Consider the following 14,882-nt stretch of genomic DNA (forward strand, 5'->3'; position numbering starts at 1 on the left):
CGACTACACGCTGGCCATCGGCAAGACACCGATCGTGGTCAACGACAGCCGCGGTTTCTTCACCAGCCGGGTCATCGGCACGTTCGTCAACGAGGCGTTGGCGATGCTCGGTGAGGGCGTCGCCCCGGCCAGCATCGAGCAGGCTGGTTCGCAGGCCGGTTATCCGGCGCCGCCGCTGCAGCTCTCCGATGAGCTCAACCTCGAACTGATGGCCAAGATTGCTACCGCTACCCGCAAGGCGGTGGAAGACGCAGGGGATGCCTACACTCCGCACCCGGCCGAGGCCGTCGTCAACACGATGATCGAGATCGGCCGGCCGTCGCGCCTCAAGGGCGCCGGCTTCTACGAATACGTCGACGGCAAGCGCGCCGGACTGTGGGACGGCCTCGCCGAGACCTTCAACTCGGGATCTTCCTCGATCCCGCTGCAGGACATGATCGACCGCATGCTGTTCGCCGAGGCGCTCGAGACCCAGAAGTGCCTCGACGAGGGCGTGCTCACCTCGACCGCTGATGCGAACATCGGCTCCATCATGGGCATCGGGTTCCCGCCCTACACCGGTGGTTCGGCCCAGTTCATCATCGGCTACCAGGGTGCCCTCGGCACCGGCAAGGACGCCTTCGTCGCCCGCGCCAAAGAACTGGCAGCCAAATACGGCGACCGCTTCACCCCACCGGAGTCGCTGACCAAGTAGCCCGCACCGCACCGACAAAGTGTCCTACGCCGGCGGTGCGACATACCCCCCAGCAGAATTCCGCAGCTGCCAGATCATGTTGGGGCACAGGAGTCCAACCGCGTAGGACACAACATAGTTAGCCGACTGCTCGTTGTTGGGTCGGACCTCGTTCTTCACATCTGCAAGGATGTCGGCGTAGCGCTTGCCGTTCGCAACGTCGTCGCAGATTCCGTGGCCGAACCCAAGGGCGTCGTTGTTGGGGAAGTCGAAGTGGCGCCGGACCACAACGTTGTAGGTGTACTCCACCTCTGGGGCGGGAGCGGCACCAGCGGACGGAGCCAGCATCTGCGCCGCGGCGGCGATGACGCCTGTACACAGGGTGACAGCAGCTGCCGAATGGGTCATTTGTTTAACTATAGGCGACGGGCCCGCCCGACATCAGAATTCCGGTATCTCAGGCGGCTCCAGTTCATCTGCGGAGCCATCGGGGCGGGCAGCCTCGACCTGGGGGGCCTTGCGGAACGATCCCCGCAGTCGCGAAGGCGCGCGACACAGGTCACGCGGTGAGATGACGGCCGCCTCCTTGTCTCCCTTTGAAGTCACCTTGGCGAATCCCACGCCAGATCCCGCGGCCGAGTCACCTGCGTTCGCTCAGTCGTCATCCGGATGAATCACCGCGCGTAGGAACTCCGCTGTTCTGGCGTGCTGCGGAGCGTTGAAAATGACCTCGGGCGAGCCCTGTTCGAGGATCCGGCCCTGTTCCATCACGATGACCCGGTCCGCGACTCGGGCCGCGAAGCGCATCTCGTGGGTGACGATGATCATCGTCATCCCCGACTCGGCGAGATCGCGCATCACCTTGAGCACCTCACACCAACTCCGGGTCCAGCGCCGAGGTCGCCTCGTCGAAGAGCATCGCCTTGGGCTCCATCGCGAGAGCCCTGGCGATCGCAACACGCTGCTGCTGTCCGCCGGACAGCTCGTGCGGACGGTTGTCCATCCGCTCAGCGAGCCCCATCCGAGTCAGCAGCCGAACGGCCTGCGCGTCCGCCTCCCGTTTGCCGATCTTGCGCACCCCCATCGGCGCAGCCATCACGTTCTGCCGGGCGGTCAGGTGCGGAAAGAGATTGAACCGCTGAAAGACCATTCCCAGTTCGAGCCGCGCGCGAGCCGCGCCGTTTTGGGATCGAGGCGATGTCGGCCGTCGGTGATGTCCTGAATGACTTTGCCGTCGAACGTGATTCGCCCGTGATCGATGGTTTCCAGCGCATTGATGGTCCGGATGAGTGTCGTTTTCCCTGATCCGCTCGGGCCGATGACCGCGACGACCTCTCCCTCACCGACAGTGAGATCGACGCCGCACAAGACAGGGACTCCGCTGAACGAACGCCGGATGTTCTCAACGACGATCAACGGCGTCGACTGCGGCTCGTCCGCGTGCGCAGGTGTCATAGATGTCATGGTGTGTGTCCCTACGTAGCGATAGCGCTTGCGGACGCTTTACTCTGCGTGCGCGGTCTAGTCAGGTCGAGCCGGTGTTCCAGCCATCGCAGGAACAGGCTCGTTGGGTAGCTCACCATGAGGTACAGAACTCCAATGACCGCATACACCTCCATATATCGAAACGTTTCGGATCCGATGATCTGCGCGGTGAAGAGCATCTCCGCAACCGACACCGTGGAGGCCAGTGCGCTGTCTTTGAACAACGAGACGGCGTAGTTTCCCGTCGGCGGGAGTGCGACCCTCGTCGCCTGGGGCAGGATGACAACCCGCATCTGAGTGAACCAGTCCATCGCCAGTGCTGCGCCGGCCTCCCACTGTCCCTTCTCGACGCTGATGATCGCGCCGCGGAACACCTCGCTCAGGTAGGCGCTGGTATTGAGGTGCCAACAGTCTCGATCGCCTGCTTTGCGAATCTGCGTAATCCTGCTTGAAACACCGACCCGCAGCAGCAGCATCACGTCGTCGATCAATCGGCGGCTTGTCGAGGTAGTAGATCCGCCCCTGAGCGGTCTTTGCATCCCAGCGAACAGATCCATCGGTCGCCCAGAGATGCCGCAGGAACAAGGCCACCTGCTCGTTCAGTACTGCGAATACCTCTGCTGGTACGTACTTTTCGTAACTGCGCAAATCCGTACAAGCCCAGACCGTCTAGCCATTCGGCGATGGGGTTGCGCCTGCCGTGGGTCAGTCGGTACGGCGCGGGGAGTCGCATCGTAGTTACGCGTGCCGCGGCGTACCCATCACGGATGGGTGTCACCCCAAAATGTGCCGCGGCGATGGTCACTGCAGAGAGGTTCGCCTCGTCGATGGATGCGTAGCGGACTGGTTGGCGCTTGATGCGGGATCCGTCGCCGATCATGTGTGCCAGCATGACGACCCCTTAGTCATACATCGCTTCAATCTGAGTCGGCTCAACGAGACGTCGCAGCGCAGCGATTCGGCTCCCCTTGCACAACTTGGTCACGGAGGTCCACCCGTCGAGCTTGCGAACTCTGTGGCTCGACGCCACCGTCAGTTGCCTGTCGGGTGAACCGCCTGCGCGGGGTCGCTACTGCGGACGTTCTGGTCAACCAAACTTCCACTGTCGTGCGCCAAATACGTTGTGGCCAAATGTATCAACGATACATCGTACCCGTGAAGGGTGGATGTACTGCTGCGCGGTCCTGGATGCGTTCAGCCGCAGGATCGTCGGCTGGTCAATAGATTCGAAGGTCGACGCCACCTTGGTCGTCAACGCGTTGGATAGAGCCATTCGTAACCGCCGGCCGCCTGCTGGCGGCATCGTCCAGGCTGACCACGGAACGCATTTCACATCATGGGTTTTCGGCGAAAAGGTCAGGTCATCGGGACTGCTGCCGTCGTTCGGATCATTTGCTGAAGGCCTGGACAGCGCGATGATGGAGAGCTTCCGGTCCTTCATGCAGACCGAACTACTTGACCGCGAGAAGTGGAAAACCCGCGTCGAGCCCGCCAACGCGATCGTCGACTACATCGAAATCTCCCACGACGGGCAACGCCGCCACTAGGCGCTGAAATACCGCACCTGATCGAAGACGAACTATCCCTCACCAACGACAACCCGACCGCCGTCAGCTAGCCATCAGGACTGAAACCCAACAGGTAGGGCAGGTCGAGATTTCACCTATTTTGTGCAACAGACCCGCGACTGTAGGAGTGGCTACTAGTCCCGGTCGTGCTCATCACGTCGTTCATTCGTAACTACAGATGACGTCGACTTTGGCGGCGGATTTGCTGGTGGGGTCGAATTCGTAGTCCAACCACTCCTTGGCCAAGCGGCGAGCGAGCTCGAGACCGATGACCCGCTGCCCCATGCACAGCACCTGCGCATTGTTTGACAGCACCGAGCGTTCGACGGAGAACCCGTCGTGGGCGGTGACGGCACGGATACCGGACACCTTGTTGGCGGCAATCGCCACACCCAGGCCGGTGCCGCAGATCAGCAGCGCGCGATCGGCTTTGCCGTCGGCGACCAGGCCGGCCGCAGTTACCGCAATGTGCGGATATGCGGTGTCCTCGCCGGTGCCGACGCCGACGTCGGTGACCTCGACCACCCGGGCATCGGCGTTCAAGTCGCCCTTGAGGGCCTCCTTGTACTCGAACCCGGCGTTGTCGGACCCCACCACGATCCGCAGATTGGACGGCATTACTTGTCCCCTCCTGAGTTCAGGGTCCCAGCAATGGTGTTGGCGCACATCGCCAGCGACGTGGCTCCGGCATCCGGGGTGCCGATGCTGCGTTCGGCCAACGGCCGTGCGCGACCGATCTTGGGCCGCAACTCCGCCGTGGCCGTGGCAGCGTCAGTGGCGGCCTGCGCGGCGCTCGGCCACGCGTCCCGCCACGACTCCCCTTCGCCAGCCCGGCGCTCCATCTCTTCGATGAACGGCAGCAGGGCGTCGAGCATCGTCTTGTCACCAGGGGCCGCACCACCGAGGCTGATCAAGGCGTCGTAGCCGTCACGCAAACCAGCAGCCACCGTCGCCGCCGATGGAGTCCCGGTGTCCCCCAGCCGAGCGCCCAATGCTGAAAGCATTGCACCCCAGAGAACTCCGGACGTACCGCCGGCTCTGGCCGCCCACTCCCTGCCGGCCGCGGCGAGCACCGACGCGGGGCCGCCTCCATCGGTGGCAGCCTTGTCCGCTGCTATCCGCGCAGCCGACGAGCCCTTGACCATGCCGCGCCCGTGGTCGCCGTCGCCGGCGACGGCATCGATGCGGCCCAGTTCGTCTTCAGCGTCGGCCAGCATGTCGGCGATGGCGTCGACGGCCCGAGCGACGAACTGACCACAGCGCCGGCCGTCGCCGTCGGAGAGCTCCGCGAGCACCGGTGTCTGCACCGCCGCGTCAGCGGCGGCGTCTGTGCGCTTCTCCCCCGCCTGCTCGGACACGGCGGCGCCTTTGCGATAGGCCGGGGTGTCGGCAGAGGCGGTCCAGTACTTCTCGAGTTCGTCGTCGAGCCACATCACCGTCAGCGAGCATCCCGCCATGTCGAGACTGGTGACGAGCTCGCCTACCTCGGGTTCGATGATCTCGAAGTCTTTTTCGCGCAGTAGTTGTGCGGCGGTGCCCCACACCACGAACAGTTCCTCGTACTTGGTGCGGCCCAGCCCGTTGAGGATCACCGCGATGCGCCGCGACGCGTTCTCGGGGAGGTCCTCGAGCACACCCCGGACCAGGGTTGCGGCCAGTTCCGCCGCCGACGGCATCGGATGGTCTGCCACTCCCGGCTCACCGTGGATGCCTAGCCCTAGACCCATGTGCCCCTCGGGGACGGTGAACAGCGAATGGTCGGCACCCGGCAGGGTGCAGCCGTCGAACGCCACCCCCAGGGTGCGGCTGGCGTCGTTGGCGGCCTGCGCCACCCGCACCACACCGGCGAGGTCCAAACCGTCCTCTGCCGCAGCCGAAGCGCACTTGAACACGGTGAAATCCCCGGCGATCCCGCGCCGCTTGGCTTCCTCCCCCTTCGGGGCAGAGGCCACATCGTCGGTGACCGCGAAGTACACCGCTTCGATGCCCTCACTCTCGAGCTGCGCAACGGCCAGGCCGAAGTTCATCACGTCACCGGCGTAGTTGCCCGTGGTCAGCAGGACACCGGCGTCACCGTGCGCCGCGCGGGCCACCGACGCCGCTTCCTGCGCTGAGGGCGAGGTGAATATATTGCCTACCACTGCACCATCAGCGAAGCCCGGGCCTACCATGCCGCAGAAAGCCGGGTAGTGCCCCGACCCGCCTCCAATCACCACCGCCACCTTGCCCGACGCCGTCCTGGTCGCCCGCACCACGCCGCCGGGCACTCCGGCTACGTAATGGGCATGGGCATCAAGAAACCCCACAAGCATGTCTTCGGTGAACTGCGCCGGATCATTGAACAGCTTTGTCATGGCCAATCAACTCCTGAACGATGAAAACGCTTGAGCTATCAGGCAAGCCGGGAGAGTACCGCCTCGAACTCACGGGCAGCGGGCTGCTGCAGGGTGTAGTAGGAGTAGCCCCAACGCTCGCGGCGCTCATGTAGTCGGTCGACGATCTCATCGACCGATCCCAAAAGGACGATCGGCGAGTTCAGGATGTTTTCCACGTCGGCTCCGAAGACCGGCTCTAAATGTGCCGCGTCCGCTCGAGGGTCGGCGACCACACCGGCGTGCCGGAGCCAGGCATGGAACTCTATCTGAGGCATTCGTTCTCCAGCCGCGCTGCGGATCCATTCGAACTTTCGGTCAATTCCCTCTGGCAGACCATCGGCCGGGTTCCGGCGCAGACTCGATGCCAGTGTGGGATTGACACCAATGATGTCGGCGTGAGCCGCGGCATAGGTCAACATCCGCTTTCCGCCACCGGCAATGAAGATCGGCGGGCCTCCCGCTGTCTTCGGCTTCGGAGTTCCGTCCAGTTCGCTGATGTGATAATGCTGACCGTCGAAGCTGAATGAGTTCGCGGAGAATGCCCCTTTCAGGACGGTGACGTATTCCATCAGACGATCCACCCGAGTACCGGGTTCGTTCATGGCGATACCGGATGTGCGGTAATCATTGACTTGGTAGCCGGCACCCAGACCGACCTCGAGCCGCCCCCCGCTCAGCATGTCGATCGAGGCGAGCTCGCGCGCGAGAACCGCAGGGTGTCGAAAGTCTGTGCATAACACCGCAGTAGCGACATTGAGAGTGGTGGTCGCAGCGGCGGCCGTAGCCATCGCGGTGATCGGCCCATAACCTTCGTCGAAATGGTCCGGCGCAAACATCGTCGAGTACCCGACATCTTCCAGGTAACGGGCGGACTCCGGCCAGTTCATCCCCTCGAACGGACCCATCATCTCGACACCGAATCTGATTCTTGGAGTAGCCATGAAGAGTCCTTTCGAGGCGAGATTTCGGCAGGGGCTCAGCCGACGCGAAGCGACAGATAGCCGAAAGCGCCGTCCGACGCGTCGAGAGCGCGGTCAATGTCGTCGGAGGTATGAGCCGTAGACAGGAACCAGTTGTGGAACGGATGGAACAGCGCACCACGACGCAGAGCTTCTGCGCTCCAAATGTACGCATAATCCAGCGGTTTGCCATCGGTGAAGCGCATGAACGGCATTGCCGGCGGGCCGCTGACGACCACGGAGAAGCCGTGGCTTGCGGCCTGCTCTCGCAGGCCGTTCATCAGCTGCTCACCGCGGGCCTTCATCACGCTGGTTGCATCCATCTCCACCATGGCATCGAGACACGCGATACTGGCTGCCATCTCGGCCGATCCGTACCAGAAAGAACCGGTCGCATAGATCGATGAGGCGGCGTCGGCCAACGATTCGATGCCGGCGACCGCAGAGAGCGGGTATCCGTTGGCAATGCACTTCGAGTAGCAGCTGAGATCGGGGCTGATACCTAGTGGCTCCCAGCTACCCTTGACCGACACCCGGAAGCCTGATCGCACATCGTCGAGGATCAGCACCGCACTCTTCTCGTCACAGATCTTGCGGATTGTGCGCGCGAACGCGAGATCCACGGCAATCTGGTCATTTTCAGTTTCGTGACGGTGCGGCGTGATGATGATCGCCGCGAGATCCTCACCGGCGAGAGCGACAGCCTCTTCGAGGCTCACCAGGTCGTTGTAGGTGAACTCGATGATGTTCGCGCGGTCCTCAGCGGTGATGCCGGCAGGGCCCGGCGTGTACCACGGCGTCGAACCGTGGTAGGAACGACGCGCCTTGAGTACCTTGCTGCGCCCGGTGGCTGCGCGGGCGATGGTGGTGGCCACCGTGGTGGCATCCCCGCCGTTCTTGCCAAACATCGCCCAGTCAGCGTGTTCCACCAGATCGACAAACTTCTCAGCCAGCTCAACGCTTTTCGGAGAGGGGCCGTAGGCCAGGCCACGATTGGCCAGCTCGGAACGGTAGGCGTCGTCGATGATCGGATTGTTATAGCCGAGGATCATCGGACCCCACGAGCACATCAGGTCTATCGCTTCGTTGCCATCGACATCCCACACCCGCGACCCACTGCTGCGCGAGTAGAACTGCGGAAACCCCTCGGGGTAGTTGGGCGCTTTGATGTGGCCGTACATGCCGCCCGGGAGCACTCGGCCGGCCCTCTCCCGCCAGGCCAGGTCGACGGTGTTCGGCAGATCCGCGGCCCGCACCGGGTTGCGCGTCTGAGGTCGAGAAGGCGCGCCGACCGGCGCTCCAGCATGGTCCATGGTTGCTCCTTCGATGTACGAACTGAATCAAATCTAGGACACATGCCCTAACTTGTCAACGCGGTTTCTCCAACAGCATTGGCACTGAGTGCTTTACAGGTCGCGTATCCGTTTGGCGGGGTCGACATCCGGGTGAGCGGCGAGGAGTTCTTTGGTGTAATCGTCTGTCGGTCTATGGAACACCTCGGCGGCCGGGCCGTGTTCCACGATCCTGCCGTGATGCATGATCGCGATGCGGTCCGAGACCTGTGCCAGCACCGCGAGCTGATGGCTGACGAAGAGAATCGACAGACCGAGCTCGTCACGAAGATCGAGGAACAGGTTGAGCAACTGAGTTTGGACGGACACGTCCAGTGCGCTCACAGCCTCGTCCGCGATCAAGACCTTCGGCCGCGCAGCCAACGCGCGTGCAATCGCCACCCGCTGTCGCTGCCCGCCGGACAGGTCCCGCGGCATCCGCCCGGCCGTGGACGGTGACAGCTGAACCTGGTCCAACAGCGCAGCGACAAACTCTCTGGGGTTCTCGGCACCGTTGATGCCGTGGACATGGCCCACTTCGGCGAGCGCCTTGCCTACTGTCATCCGAGGATTGAGAGAGGCATAGGGGTCCTGGAACACCATCTGCATCTGGCGTCGGATCCTGCGCAGTGCTGCGCCTTTGGCGACCAGGACGTCGATGTCACCCAACAGGACGCGCCCGTCGTCGGGCTCGACAAGCCTGATGAGACAACGGGCAAGCGTAGTCTTCCCACTACCGGATCCGCCTGCCAGTCCCATGATCTCACCGCGTCGCAACGAGAAGGAGACGTCGTCGACAGCCGCACGAACCGCGGCTGTCACCGATTTCCTTCGAACACCGCGAGGTGCCGAGAATCGCTTGGACAGGTTCTCGACCACGAGCACGTTGTCAGTCAACCAGACCACCGCCGATCGCCACCGGCCCCAAATGGGTTTGCTTGTCGCGCCCCGGCGAATCAAACAGACAGGCCGAGTATCTTCTGACATCTACTGGCCGTAACTCCACTGCGGTGTCCAGGCAATCGTCCATGACGAATTCGCACCGTGGCGCGAAGACGCAGCCTGTCGGCCGCGACCGTGGATCAGGAGGCTGTCCGGGCAGCGCCCACCGGTGGCGATCGTCGCCTTCGGGCACCTCCAGTTTCGGGACTGTCGCCAGCAATGCCTTGGTGTAGGGATGCCGCGGATCATTGTAGATATCGTGCACACTGCCGGATTCGACGATGGTGCCTCCGTACATGACGAGCACGCGGTCACACATCTGTGAGATCACGCCGAAGTCATGCGACACAAGCAACATCGCCATACCCAGGTCGCGCTGCATGGTCGCCAGCAGCTTCAGGATCTGTTGTTGTGTAGTGACGTCCAGGGCCGTAGTCGGTTCATCCGCCAGCAGCAACCGCGGGTTGGCCGCCGTGGCCAGCGCGATCATCACTCTTTGGCGCATACCTCCACTGAGTTGGTGTGGATAGGCGGCGAAGTTCCGCTCCGGGTCGGGGATACCGACACTCTCGAGGAGCTCGACTGCCCGCTCGCGCGCCGGCTTCCTGCCGAGACCGACGTTCAGTCTCAGTGTCTCGATCAGTTGGGAACCGACCCGCACCACCGGATTGAGGGCGCTGAACGGATCCTGGAACACCATGCCGACCTCGGTCGCACGGAAGCGCCGCAGATTGCCATTGGACATACCGAGAACATCACGACCATCGAAAGAGACACTCCCGCTGCTGATTCGACCCGGTTGTTTGATCATGCGAAGAACCGCACGACTGGTAACGCTCTTGCCGGACCCGGACTCGCCCACCAATCCGAGAACCTCTCCCGGCTCGATGCGGAAAGTGATCCGATTGACCACGGTGACAGGCTCTGATCGATGGCCGAATTGCACCGAGAGGTCCTCGACGCTCAACAGAGTCATTGTCTGGCCCCCGTCAGTTCGCCATCGTTGAGTCCTTCACCGAGTAGCGCCACGCCGATCCCGATCGTCACCAGGACAAGGCCCGGCATCGTCGCCACCCACCACGCATCGAGAAGAAATGGTTGACCATCGGCGATGATCGCACCGAGTTCAGGCTGAGGAGGGCGCACACCCAGACCGATGTAGGACAGGCCGGCCAACAGCAACAGATTGGCCATCAGGTCCACAGTCGAGTACACCAAACTGGTACGGATGATGTTCGGAATCCCATGACGGAAGATCACTCGGGTATTGCTGAATCCCAGGGCAAGTCCGGCCTGCATGAACGGCATCTCCCGGATGCCGAGCATGGCGGAACGCGCAATACGCGCATACAGGGCCCAGGAGATGACCGGCACCGCGACGAAGAATCCGGTCAGACCGGGACCGATCACGGCAATGACGGCCACGACGAGCACAAGGAACGGAATCGACAACAGGACATCGATGAACCGCGAGATCACCGAGTCGATCATCCCACCGTGATAGCCCGCTATCGCGCCGAGAACCACCCCGACGGGAAGCGGGGCGTAGGTCACCACCAACACCACGAACAGGTCGAGTCGCAGTGCGTACAAGCACCTACTCAGGACATCTCGCCCACTTTCATCGGTGCCCATGGGGTGCTGCAACGACGGCGGCCGCAGCGGCGAGACGAAGTTGAGCTGATTCGGGTCGTGCGGTGCCACCACCGGCGCGAGCACCGCCACTACCACCAGCGCCAGCACGATGACGGCACCGACCTTGGTCGACACCGACTGCTTCCGCCAGACCTGCGCCCAGGAACTGATCTGCGTACGTTGTGTGCCCGCGGCATTCGACCAAGACGGATCGAGTCTCATCGTTGGATCCTGACTCGTGGGTCGAGGGCGGCATGAAGAAGATCGGTGGCGAAACTCGCTGTCACGACCACGATGCCCGCCAGGACCGCTATTGCCTGAACCATCTGGTAGTCCCTCTGGAAGATCGACTGCACGAGTAATGAACCTGTCCCCGGAATCCTGAACACTGATTCGATCACCACCGTTCCGCCGATCAGGTAGGCAAGCAACGTCGCCAGAACCGTGATGGTCGGGATGACGGCATTGCGCATCGCGTGGCCGAACACGATCCGGTGTTCGGAAAACCCGCGGGACCGCGCTGCTTCGATGAAGTCTGAACCGAGAACCTGAATCAAGTTGGAGCGCAGGGTTCTTGTGATGATGACGATCAGCGCGCATCCCATGGTCAGTGCCGGAAGTGTCAAGCTGCGGAGCGCTCCAGCGGCGCCGTCCTCATATCCCGACACGGGAAACCAGCCGAGTTTGAGCCCGAAGAACAGCGCCAGCATGAGTCCGAGCCAGAAAGCCGGCATTCCGTAGATGAAGGTCGTGATCAACCGGATACCGTGATCTGCCGCTCCGTTCGGGCGCAGCGCGGACCAGATTCCGAGCGGGACGCCGATCAGCACCGCAATCAGTAAGGCGTAACCGAGTAACAGCAGGCTCGGAGGCAGCCGCTGGCCGAGGATGTCGGTAACCGAGGCATTCAGCGCGATTGACCTGCCGAGATCCCCGTGAATCAAGTCGGCAAGAAACGACTGGTATTGAGCAAGCAGCGGGCGATCAAGGCCGAGGTCGGCGCGCACCTTCGCGACTGTCTCTTCTGATGCCCGCCCGCCCAGTGCCTGGCGAACGGGATCGCCAGGCACCAGGTGCAGGATGAAGAACACCAGAGAGGCCAATCCCCAGAGCACCACCACACCCAGTGCCAGCCGCTGCATGATGTAGCGGGCCATTGTCAGGTCAACCCTATCCGCCGTTGGACGGGGCCAGCCATGTCTCTTGCAACATGTCCACCCCCATCGCGTTGGTTTGCGCATTGCAGACATCGAGCGCATGGGCGTTGAGCAGTGGGAAGTTCAGCAGATTCAGTGCGGGCTGCGCGTCCATGAGCGCCTGCTGGATCACCGGCCACTGTTCGGCGCGCGAGGCGTCATCCGGCGTCGTGATGAAGGTCTGGACGAGTTTCTCGACCTCAGGGTCTTTCCACCCCGTGTGGAAGCCGTTGTTGGCAGAGGGGATCCCGTAGAACGTCGCATACTCATCGGGTACCGCGACGTCGCTGCTGACCTGCGGGTAGCCGAATGTCATCTCGAAGTCGTCAGCGGAGACGTTCGCGGACATGGTGGCCGGATCCACCTTCACGAGTTCCAGTTGCACGCCGATCTCGGCGAGGTACTGCTGCAACGCAAGCGTCAGCTGGTTGTAGTAGTCGATGCCCGACGGATATTCCAGCTTGACCGAGAAGCCCTCCGGATACCCCGAGGCAGCCATCAGTTCCTTGGCCTTGTCGACGCTGAACTCTATGGGCTTCACCGTCTCGGGGCCGGCGTCATACCGCAGCGCGGCGAACAGACTGTTGGGAATCGTGCCCAGTCCGCCGAATATCTGTTCATTGATCTCCTCGCGGTTGATCGCGTGCGCGATCGCCAGCCGTACGTTCTGGTCGGCGAGCGCAGGCACCTCCTGGCTCATGAAGATGGCGAACCACGCCGGCCACTCATGGCTCTGCAGCACCAGGTTCTCGTTCGAGTTCACCTCTGAGATCTTGGAAGGTGTTATGCCGTCTGCGATCTGCGCTTGACCACTGATGAGAGACAGCATTCTGGCATTGGCATCCGTGGCGAAGTTGAAGGTAACCGAGTCGAGGTAAGGCTTCCCCTCTTCCCAATAGTGTGGATTGCGTGAAAGCATCAGGCTCTCCCCACTGGTGAACGAGTCGACTTGGAAAGGTCCCGATCCGACCGGCTTCTTCCAGAACTCGGCCCCCTGCGCCTCGACGAGTCGTTTGGGAACGACCAATGCGGGGAAGATGGCGATGTTGTCGAGGAAGGCCGGAATGGGCTCGGTCAACGTGACCTCAACGGTGCTGGGGTCGAGAATCGTCGCGGACCCGTAGCCCTTCGCCATCAGACCCATGACCTGGTTGATGTCTGGATTGCCGAACCGGTCGAGGCTGAACTTCACGTCCTCGGCGGTCACCGGATCGCCATTACTGAACTTCGCGTTGGGATTTAGCTTGAAGGTGTACGTGGTCGCGTCATCGGAGACCGTCCAGCTCTCGGCGATTCCCGGCACTATGTCGCTGTTCCCAGAAGGATCATACTGGACCAATCCCTGGTAGATCAGTCCGACAGCGAAGATGTCTCCATTGCCGTTTCGGATATCGATCGGGTCAAGAGTGAGCGTCTCGAATTGCCTTGCGTAGACCAAGCTTCCACCCTGCACGGGGGAACCCTCGCACGCCGGCTGAGGACGCGATGTGGGCGCCGCGCCCTGCGACTCTTGTCCGGCGTCGGACCCGCAAGCACTGACTGCCAGTGTGAGCCCTACGCACCCAGCGAGCATTCTAGCGGGCACTCTGCGCATGATTCGATCCTCCGGTATGAGACGTGTGAGACATCGGCAAGGGTGAACGACGATTCTTGGTATCGAGCTCATCCGGTCTACTCGCCCAGAACGCGAAGCGTTACCGAAGTGACAAGGCGCCCTTTGCCAGAAGGCGCGACCGGCGTTACTTTCCGAACTTCTGCCACAGGTTGGAAACACATCCGAATTCGACCAACCTGCCGAAACTCGGATGTGACGTTAACCACTCCGCATGAATCTAGGGCAGCTGTACCAGGTTGTCAACACGCGGGACGGACTGTAACTCGGCTGCAACATCAGCACTGCGCCAAGCTTGTGGTTCCACGGCCCTCGACGCAGGCGACTCCGCTCAGTTCCGCAATATAGGTCAGATGTCCTATATTCACTTCGTCGACTATGACGAGGAGAATCCGTGCATCGTGCCGCTCAGCGAGGCATCCACACGCAGTCGGGAGTCAGCCCTGCCGACTCCGGGCTGGCGAGCTGGACCAATCTGGTTTGGTGCGTTGGTGTCTGCAGCGCATGACGGACCGAGCGCGCTGGGTGCACCGTTTCGGTCAACTCCAGCTGGGCCTCGTCTTCTACGGTGTGAGCGCGGCCTGCCAGATCCAGTCCGGTCTCGGGCTTGACCCGTGGGACGTCTTTCATCAGGGTTTGGCTCTTCGGGCGGATGTTCAGATCGGCACGATGGTGATCATCGTCAGTGGAGCCGTTCTACTGCTGTGGATCCCTCTTCGACAGCGGCCGGGGCTGGGCACCTTCTGCAGCATGTTCGTCGTGGGCCTCTCGATCAACGTCGGACTGGCGGTTGTCGGCCAGGCACACCACGTTGTGGCCCAGGCGATGCTGCTGGCGGCCGGGATCGTCGGGTCGGCGCTCGGCTGCGCGATGTCCATCTCGGCGGGGTTCGGGCCGGGACCGCGGGATGGCCTGATGACAGGTTTGGCCGCGAGAACTCCACTGTCCATCCGGCAATCGAGGACACTGGTCGAGGCGGTGGCGCTGGTTGTCGGTTACTTCATGGGCGGCACCGTGGGTGTCGGCACAGTTATCTACGTGATCACGATCGGACCGTTGACACAATTCTTCCTCGAACTGTCGACACCCTCGAAATCACGCTGATA

General features: G+C 62.3%; 13 protein-coding genes and 3 pseudogenes. 3 read left to right on the forward strand and 13 right to left on the reverse strand.

Annotation, left to right across the window (positions count from 1 at the left end; all coding sequences use genetic code 11):
* A partial coding sequence (locus BEMPMBAN_RS11175) for a 3-hydroxyacyl-CoA dehydrogenase family protein (RefSeq protein ID WP_234897409.1) occupies positions 1-694 on the forward strand: 694 nt, incomplete at its 5' end.
* A 24-nt stretch (positions 695-718) separates the two neighbouring features.
* On the opposite strand, the gene BEMPMBAN_RS11180 is transcribed toward BEMPMBAN_RS11175, so the two are convergent.
* From BEMPMBAN_RS11180 to BEMPMBAN_RS32565, 4 genes and pseudogenes are all read right to left on the reverse strand, one after another.
* Positions 719-1,081: a DUF732 domain-containing protein gene (locus tag BEMPMBAN_RS11180; protein ID WP_159230459.1), complete on the reverse strand. Its 363-nt coding sequence runs from the start codon at positions 1,079-1,081 to the stop codon at positions 719-721.
* A 246-nt stretch (positions 1,082-1,327) separates the two neighbouring features.
* Positions 1,328-2,137 (reverse strand): annotated as a pseudogene (locus BEMPMBAN_RS11185) (amino acid ABC transporter ATP-binding protein).
* 11 nt (positions 2,138-2,148) lie between these two features.
* Positions 2,149-2,532 carry an amino acid ABC transporter permease gene (locus tag BEMPMBAN_RS32560; protein ID WP_234897417.1) on the reverse strand — a complete coding sequence of 128 codons (384 nt, stop codon included), beginning with the start codon at positions 2,530-2,532 and terminating at the stop codon, positions 2,149-2,151.
* Between the two features lie 24 nt (positions 2,533-2,556).
* A pseudogene (locus tag BEMPMBAN_RS32565) lies at positions 2,557-3,200 on the reverse strand (LAGLIDADG family homing endonuclease); the annotation flags it as partial.
* 2 nt (positions 3,201-3,202) lie between these two features.
* Between BEMPMBAN_RS32565 and BEMPMBAN_RS11195 the strand changes: the two are divergent.
* Positions 3,203-3,702: pseudogene (locus BEMPMBAN_RS11195) on the forward strand (DDE-type integrase/transposase/recombinase); the annotation flags it as partial.
* Between the two features lie 186 nt (positions 3,703-3,888).
* Here the strand turns inward: BEMPMBAN_RS11195 and BEMPMBAN_RS11200 are convergent.
* The 9 genes from BEMPMBAN_RS11200 to BEMPMBAN_RS11240 all read right to left on the reverse strand — a co-directional run bounded on the left by BEMPMBAN_RS11200 (position 3,889) and on the right by BEMPMBAN_RS11240 (position 13,602).
* A complete protein-coding gene (locus tag BEMPMBAN_RS11200; RefSeq protein WP_159230462.1) occupies positions 3,889-4,344 on the reverse strand; it encodes a ribose-5-phosphate isomerase in 456 nt (151 codons plus the stop codon).
* Entirely contained in the window at positions 4,344-6,080 is a 1,737-nt protein-coding gene (locus tag BEMPMBAN_RS11205; protein WP_159230463.1) for a dihydroxyacetone kinase family protein, read from the reverse strand. The genes BEMPMBAN_RS11200 and BEMPMBAN_RS11205 overlap by 1 nt, the downstream gene beginning before the upstream one ends.
* A 38-nt stretch (positions 6,081-6,118) precedes the next feature.
* On the reverse strand, positions 6,119-7,042 hold the full coding sequence (locus BEMPMBAN_RS11210) for a TIGR03621 family F420-dependent LLM class oxidoreductase (protein WP_159230464.1): 924 nt from the start codon (positions 7,040-7,042) through the stop codon (positions 6,119-6,121).
* A gap of 35 nt (positions 7,043-7,077) precedes the next feature.
* Positions 7,078-8,241 carry an aminotransferase class III-fold pyridoxal phosphate-dependent enzyme gene (locus BEMPMBAN_RS11215; RefSeq protein WP_234897410.1) on the reverse strand — a complete coding sequence of 388 codons (1,164 nt, stop codon included), beginning with the start codon at positions 8,239-8,241 and terminating at the stop codon, positions 7,078-7,080.
* A gap of 225 nt (positions 8,242-8,466) precedes the next feature.
* Positions 8,467-9,288 carry an ATP-binding cassette domain-containing protein gene (locus BEMPMBAN_RS11220; protein WP_159230466.1) on the reverse strand — a complete coding sequence of 274 codons (822 nt, stop codon included), beginning with the start codon at positions 9,286-9,288 and terminating at the stop codon, positions 8,467-8,469.
* Complete coding sequence (locus BEMPMBAN_RS11225) at positions 9,281-10,300, reverse strand: ABC transporter ATP-binding protein (RefSeq protein WP_159230467.1); 1,020 nt, start codon at positions 10,298-10,300, stop codon at positions 9,281-9,283. The genes BEMPMBAN_RS11220 and BEMPMBAN_RS11225 overlap by 8 nt, the downstream gene beginning before the upstream one ends.
* Positions 10,301-10,305: 5 nt before the next feature.
* On the reverse strand, positions 10,306-11,190 hold the full coding sequence (locus tag BEMPMBAN_RS11230) for an ABC transporter permease (RefSeq protein ID WP_159230468.1): 885 nt from the start codon (positions 11,188-11,190) through the stop codon (positions 10,306-10,308).
* Positions 11,187-12,125: an ABC transporter permease gene (locus BEMPMBAN_RS11235; RefSeq protein ID WP_159230469.1), complete on the reverse strand. Its 939-nt coding sequence runs from the start codon at positions 12,123-12,125 to the stop codon at positions 11,187-11,189. The genes BEMPMBAN_RS11230 and BEMPMBAN_RS11235 overlap by 4 nt, the downstream gene beginning before the upstream one ends.
* A 13-nt stretch (positions 12,126-12,138) precedes the next feature.
* The gene (locus BEMPMBAN_RS11240; protein ID WP_159230470.1) at positions 12,139-13,602 is read right to left on the reverse strand and encodes an ABC transporter substrate-binding protein; all 1,464 of its coding nucleotides are present in this window, start codon (positions 13,600-13,602) and stop codon (positions 12,139-12,141) included.
* Positions 13,603-14,280: 678 nt separating this feature from the next.
* Here BEMPMBAN_RS11240 and yczE point away from each other — a divergent pair.
* On the forward strand, positions 14,281-14,880 hold the full coding sequence (yczE, locus tag BEMPMBAN_RS11245) for a membrane protein YczE (protein ID WP_159230471.1): 600 nt from the start codon (positions 14,281-14,283) through the stop codon (positions 14,878-14,880).
* Positions 14,881-14,882 lie beyond the last annotated feature (2 nt).

The organism is Mycolicibacterium austroafricanum (genome assembly GCF_902705885.1).
GTDB classification, from domain to species: Bacteria; Actinomycetota; Actinomycetes; order Mycobacteriales; family Mycobacteriaceae; genus Mycobacterium; species Mycobacterium vanbaalenii_A.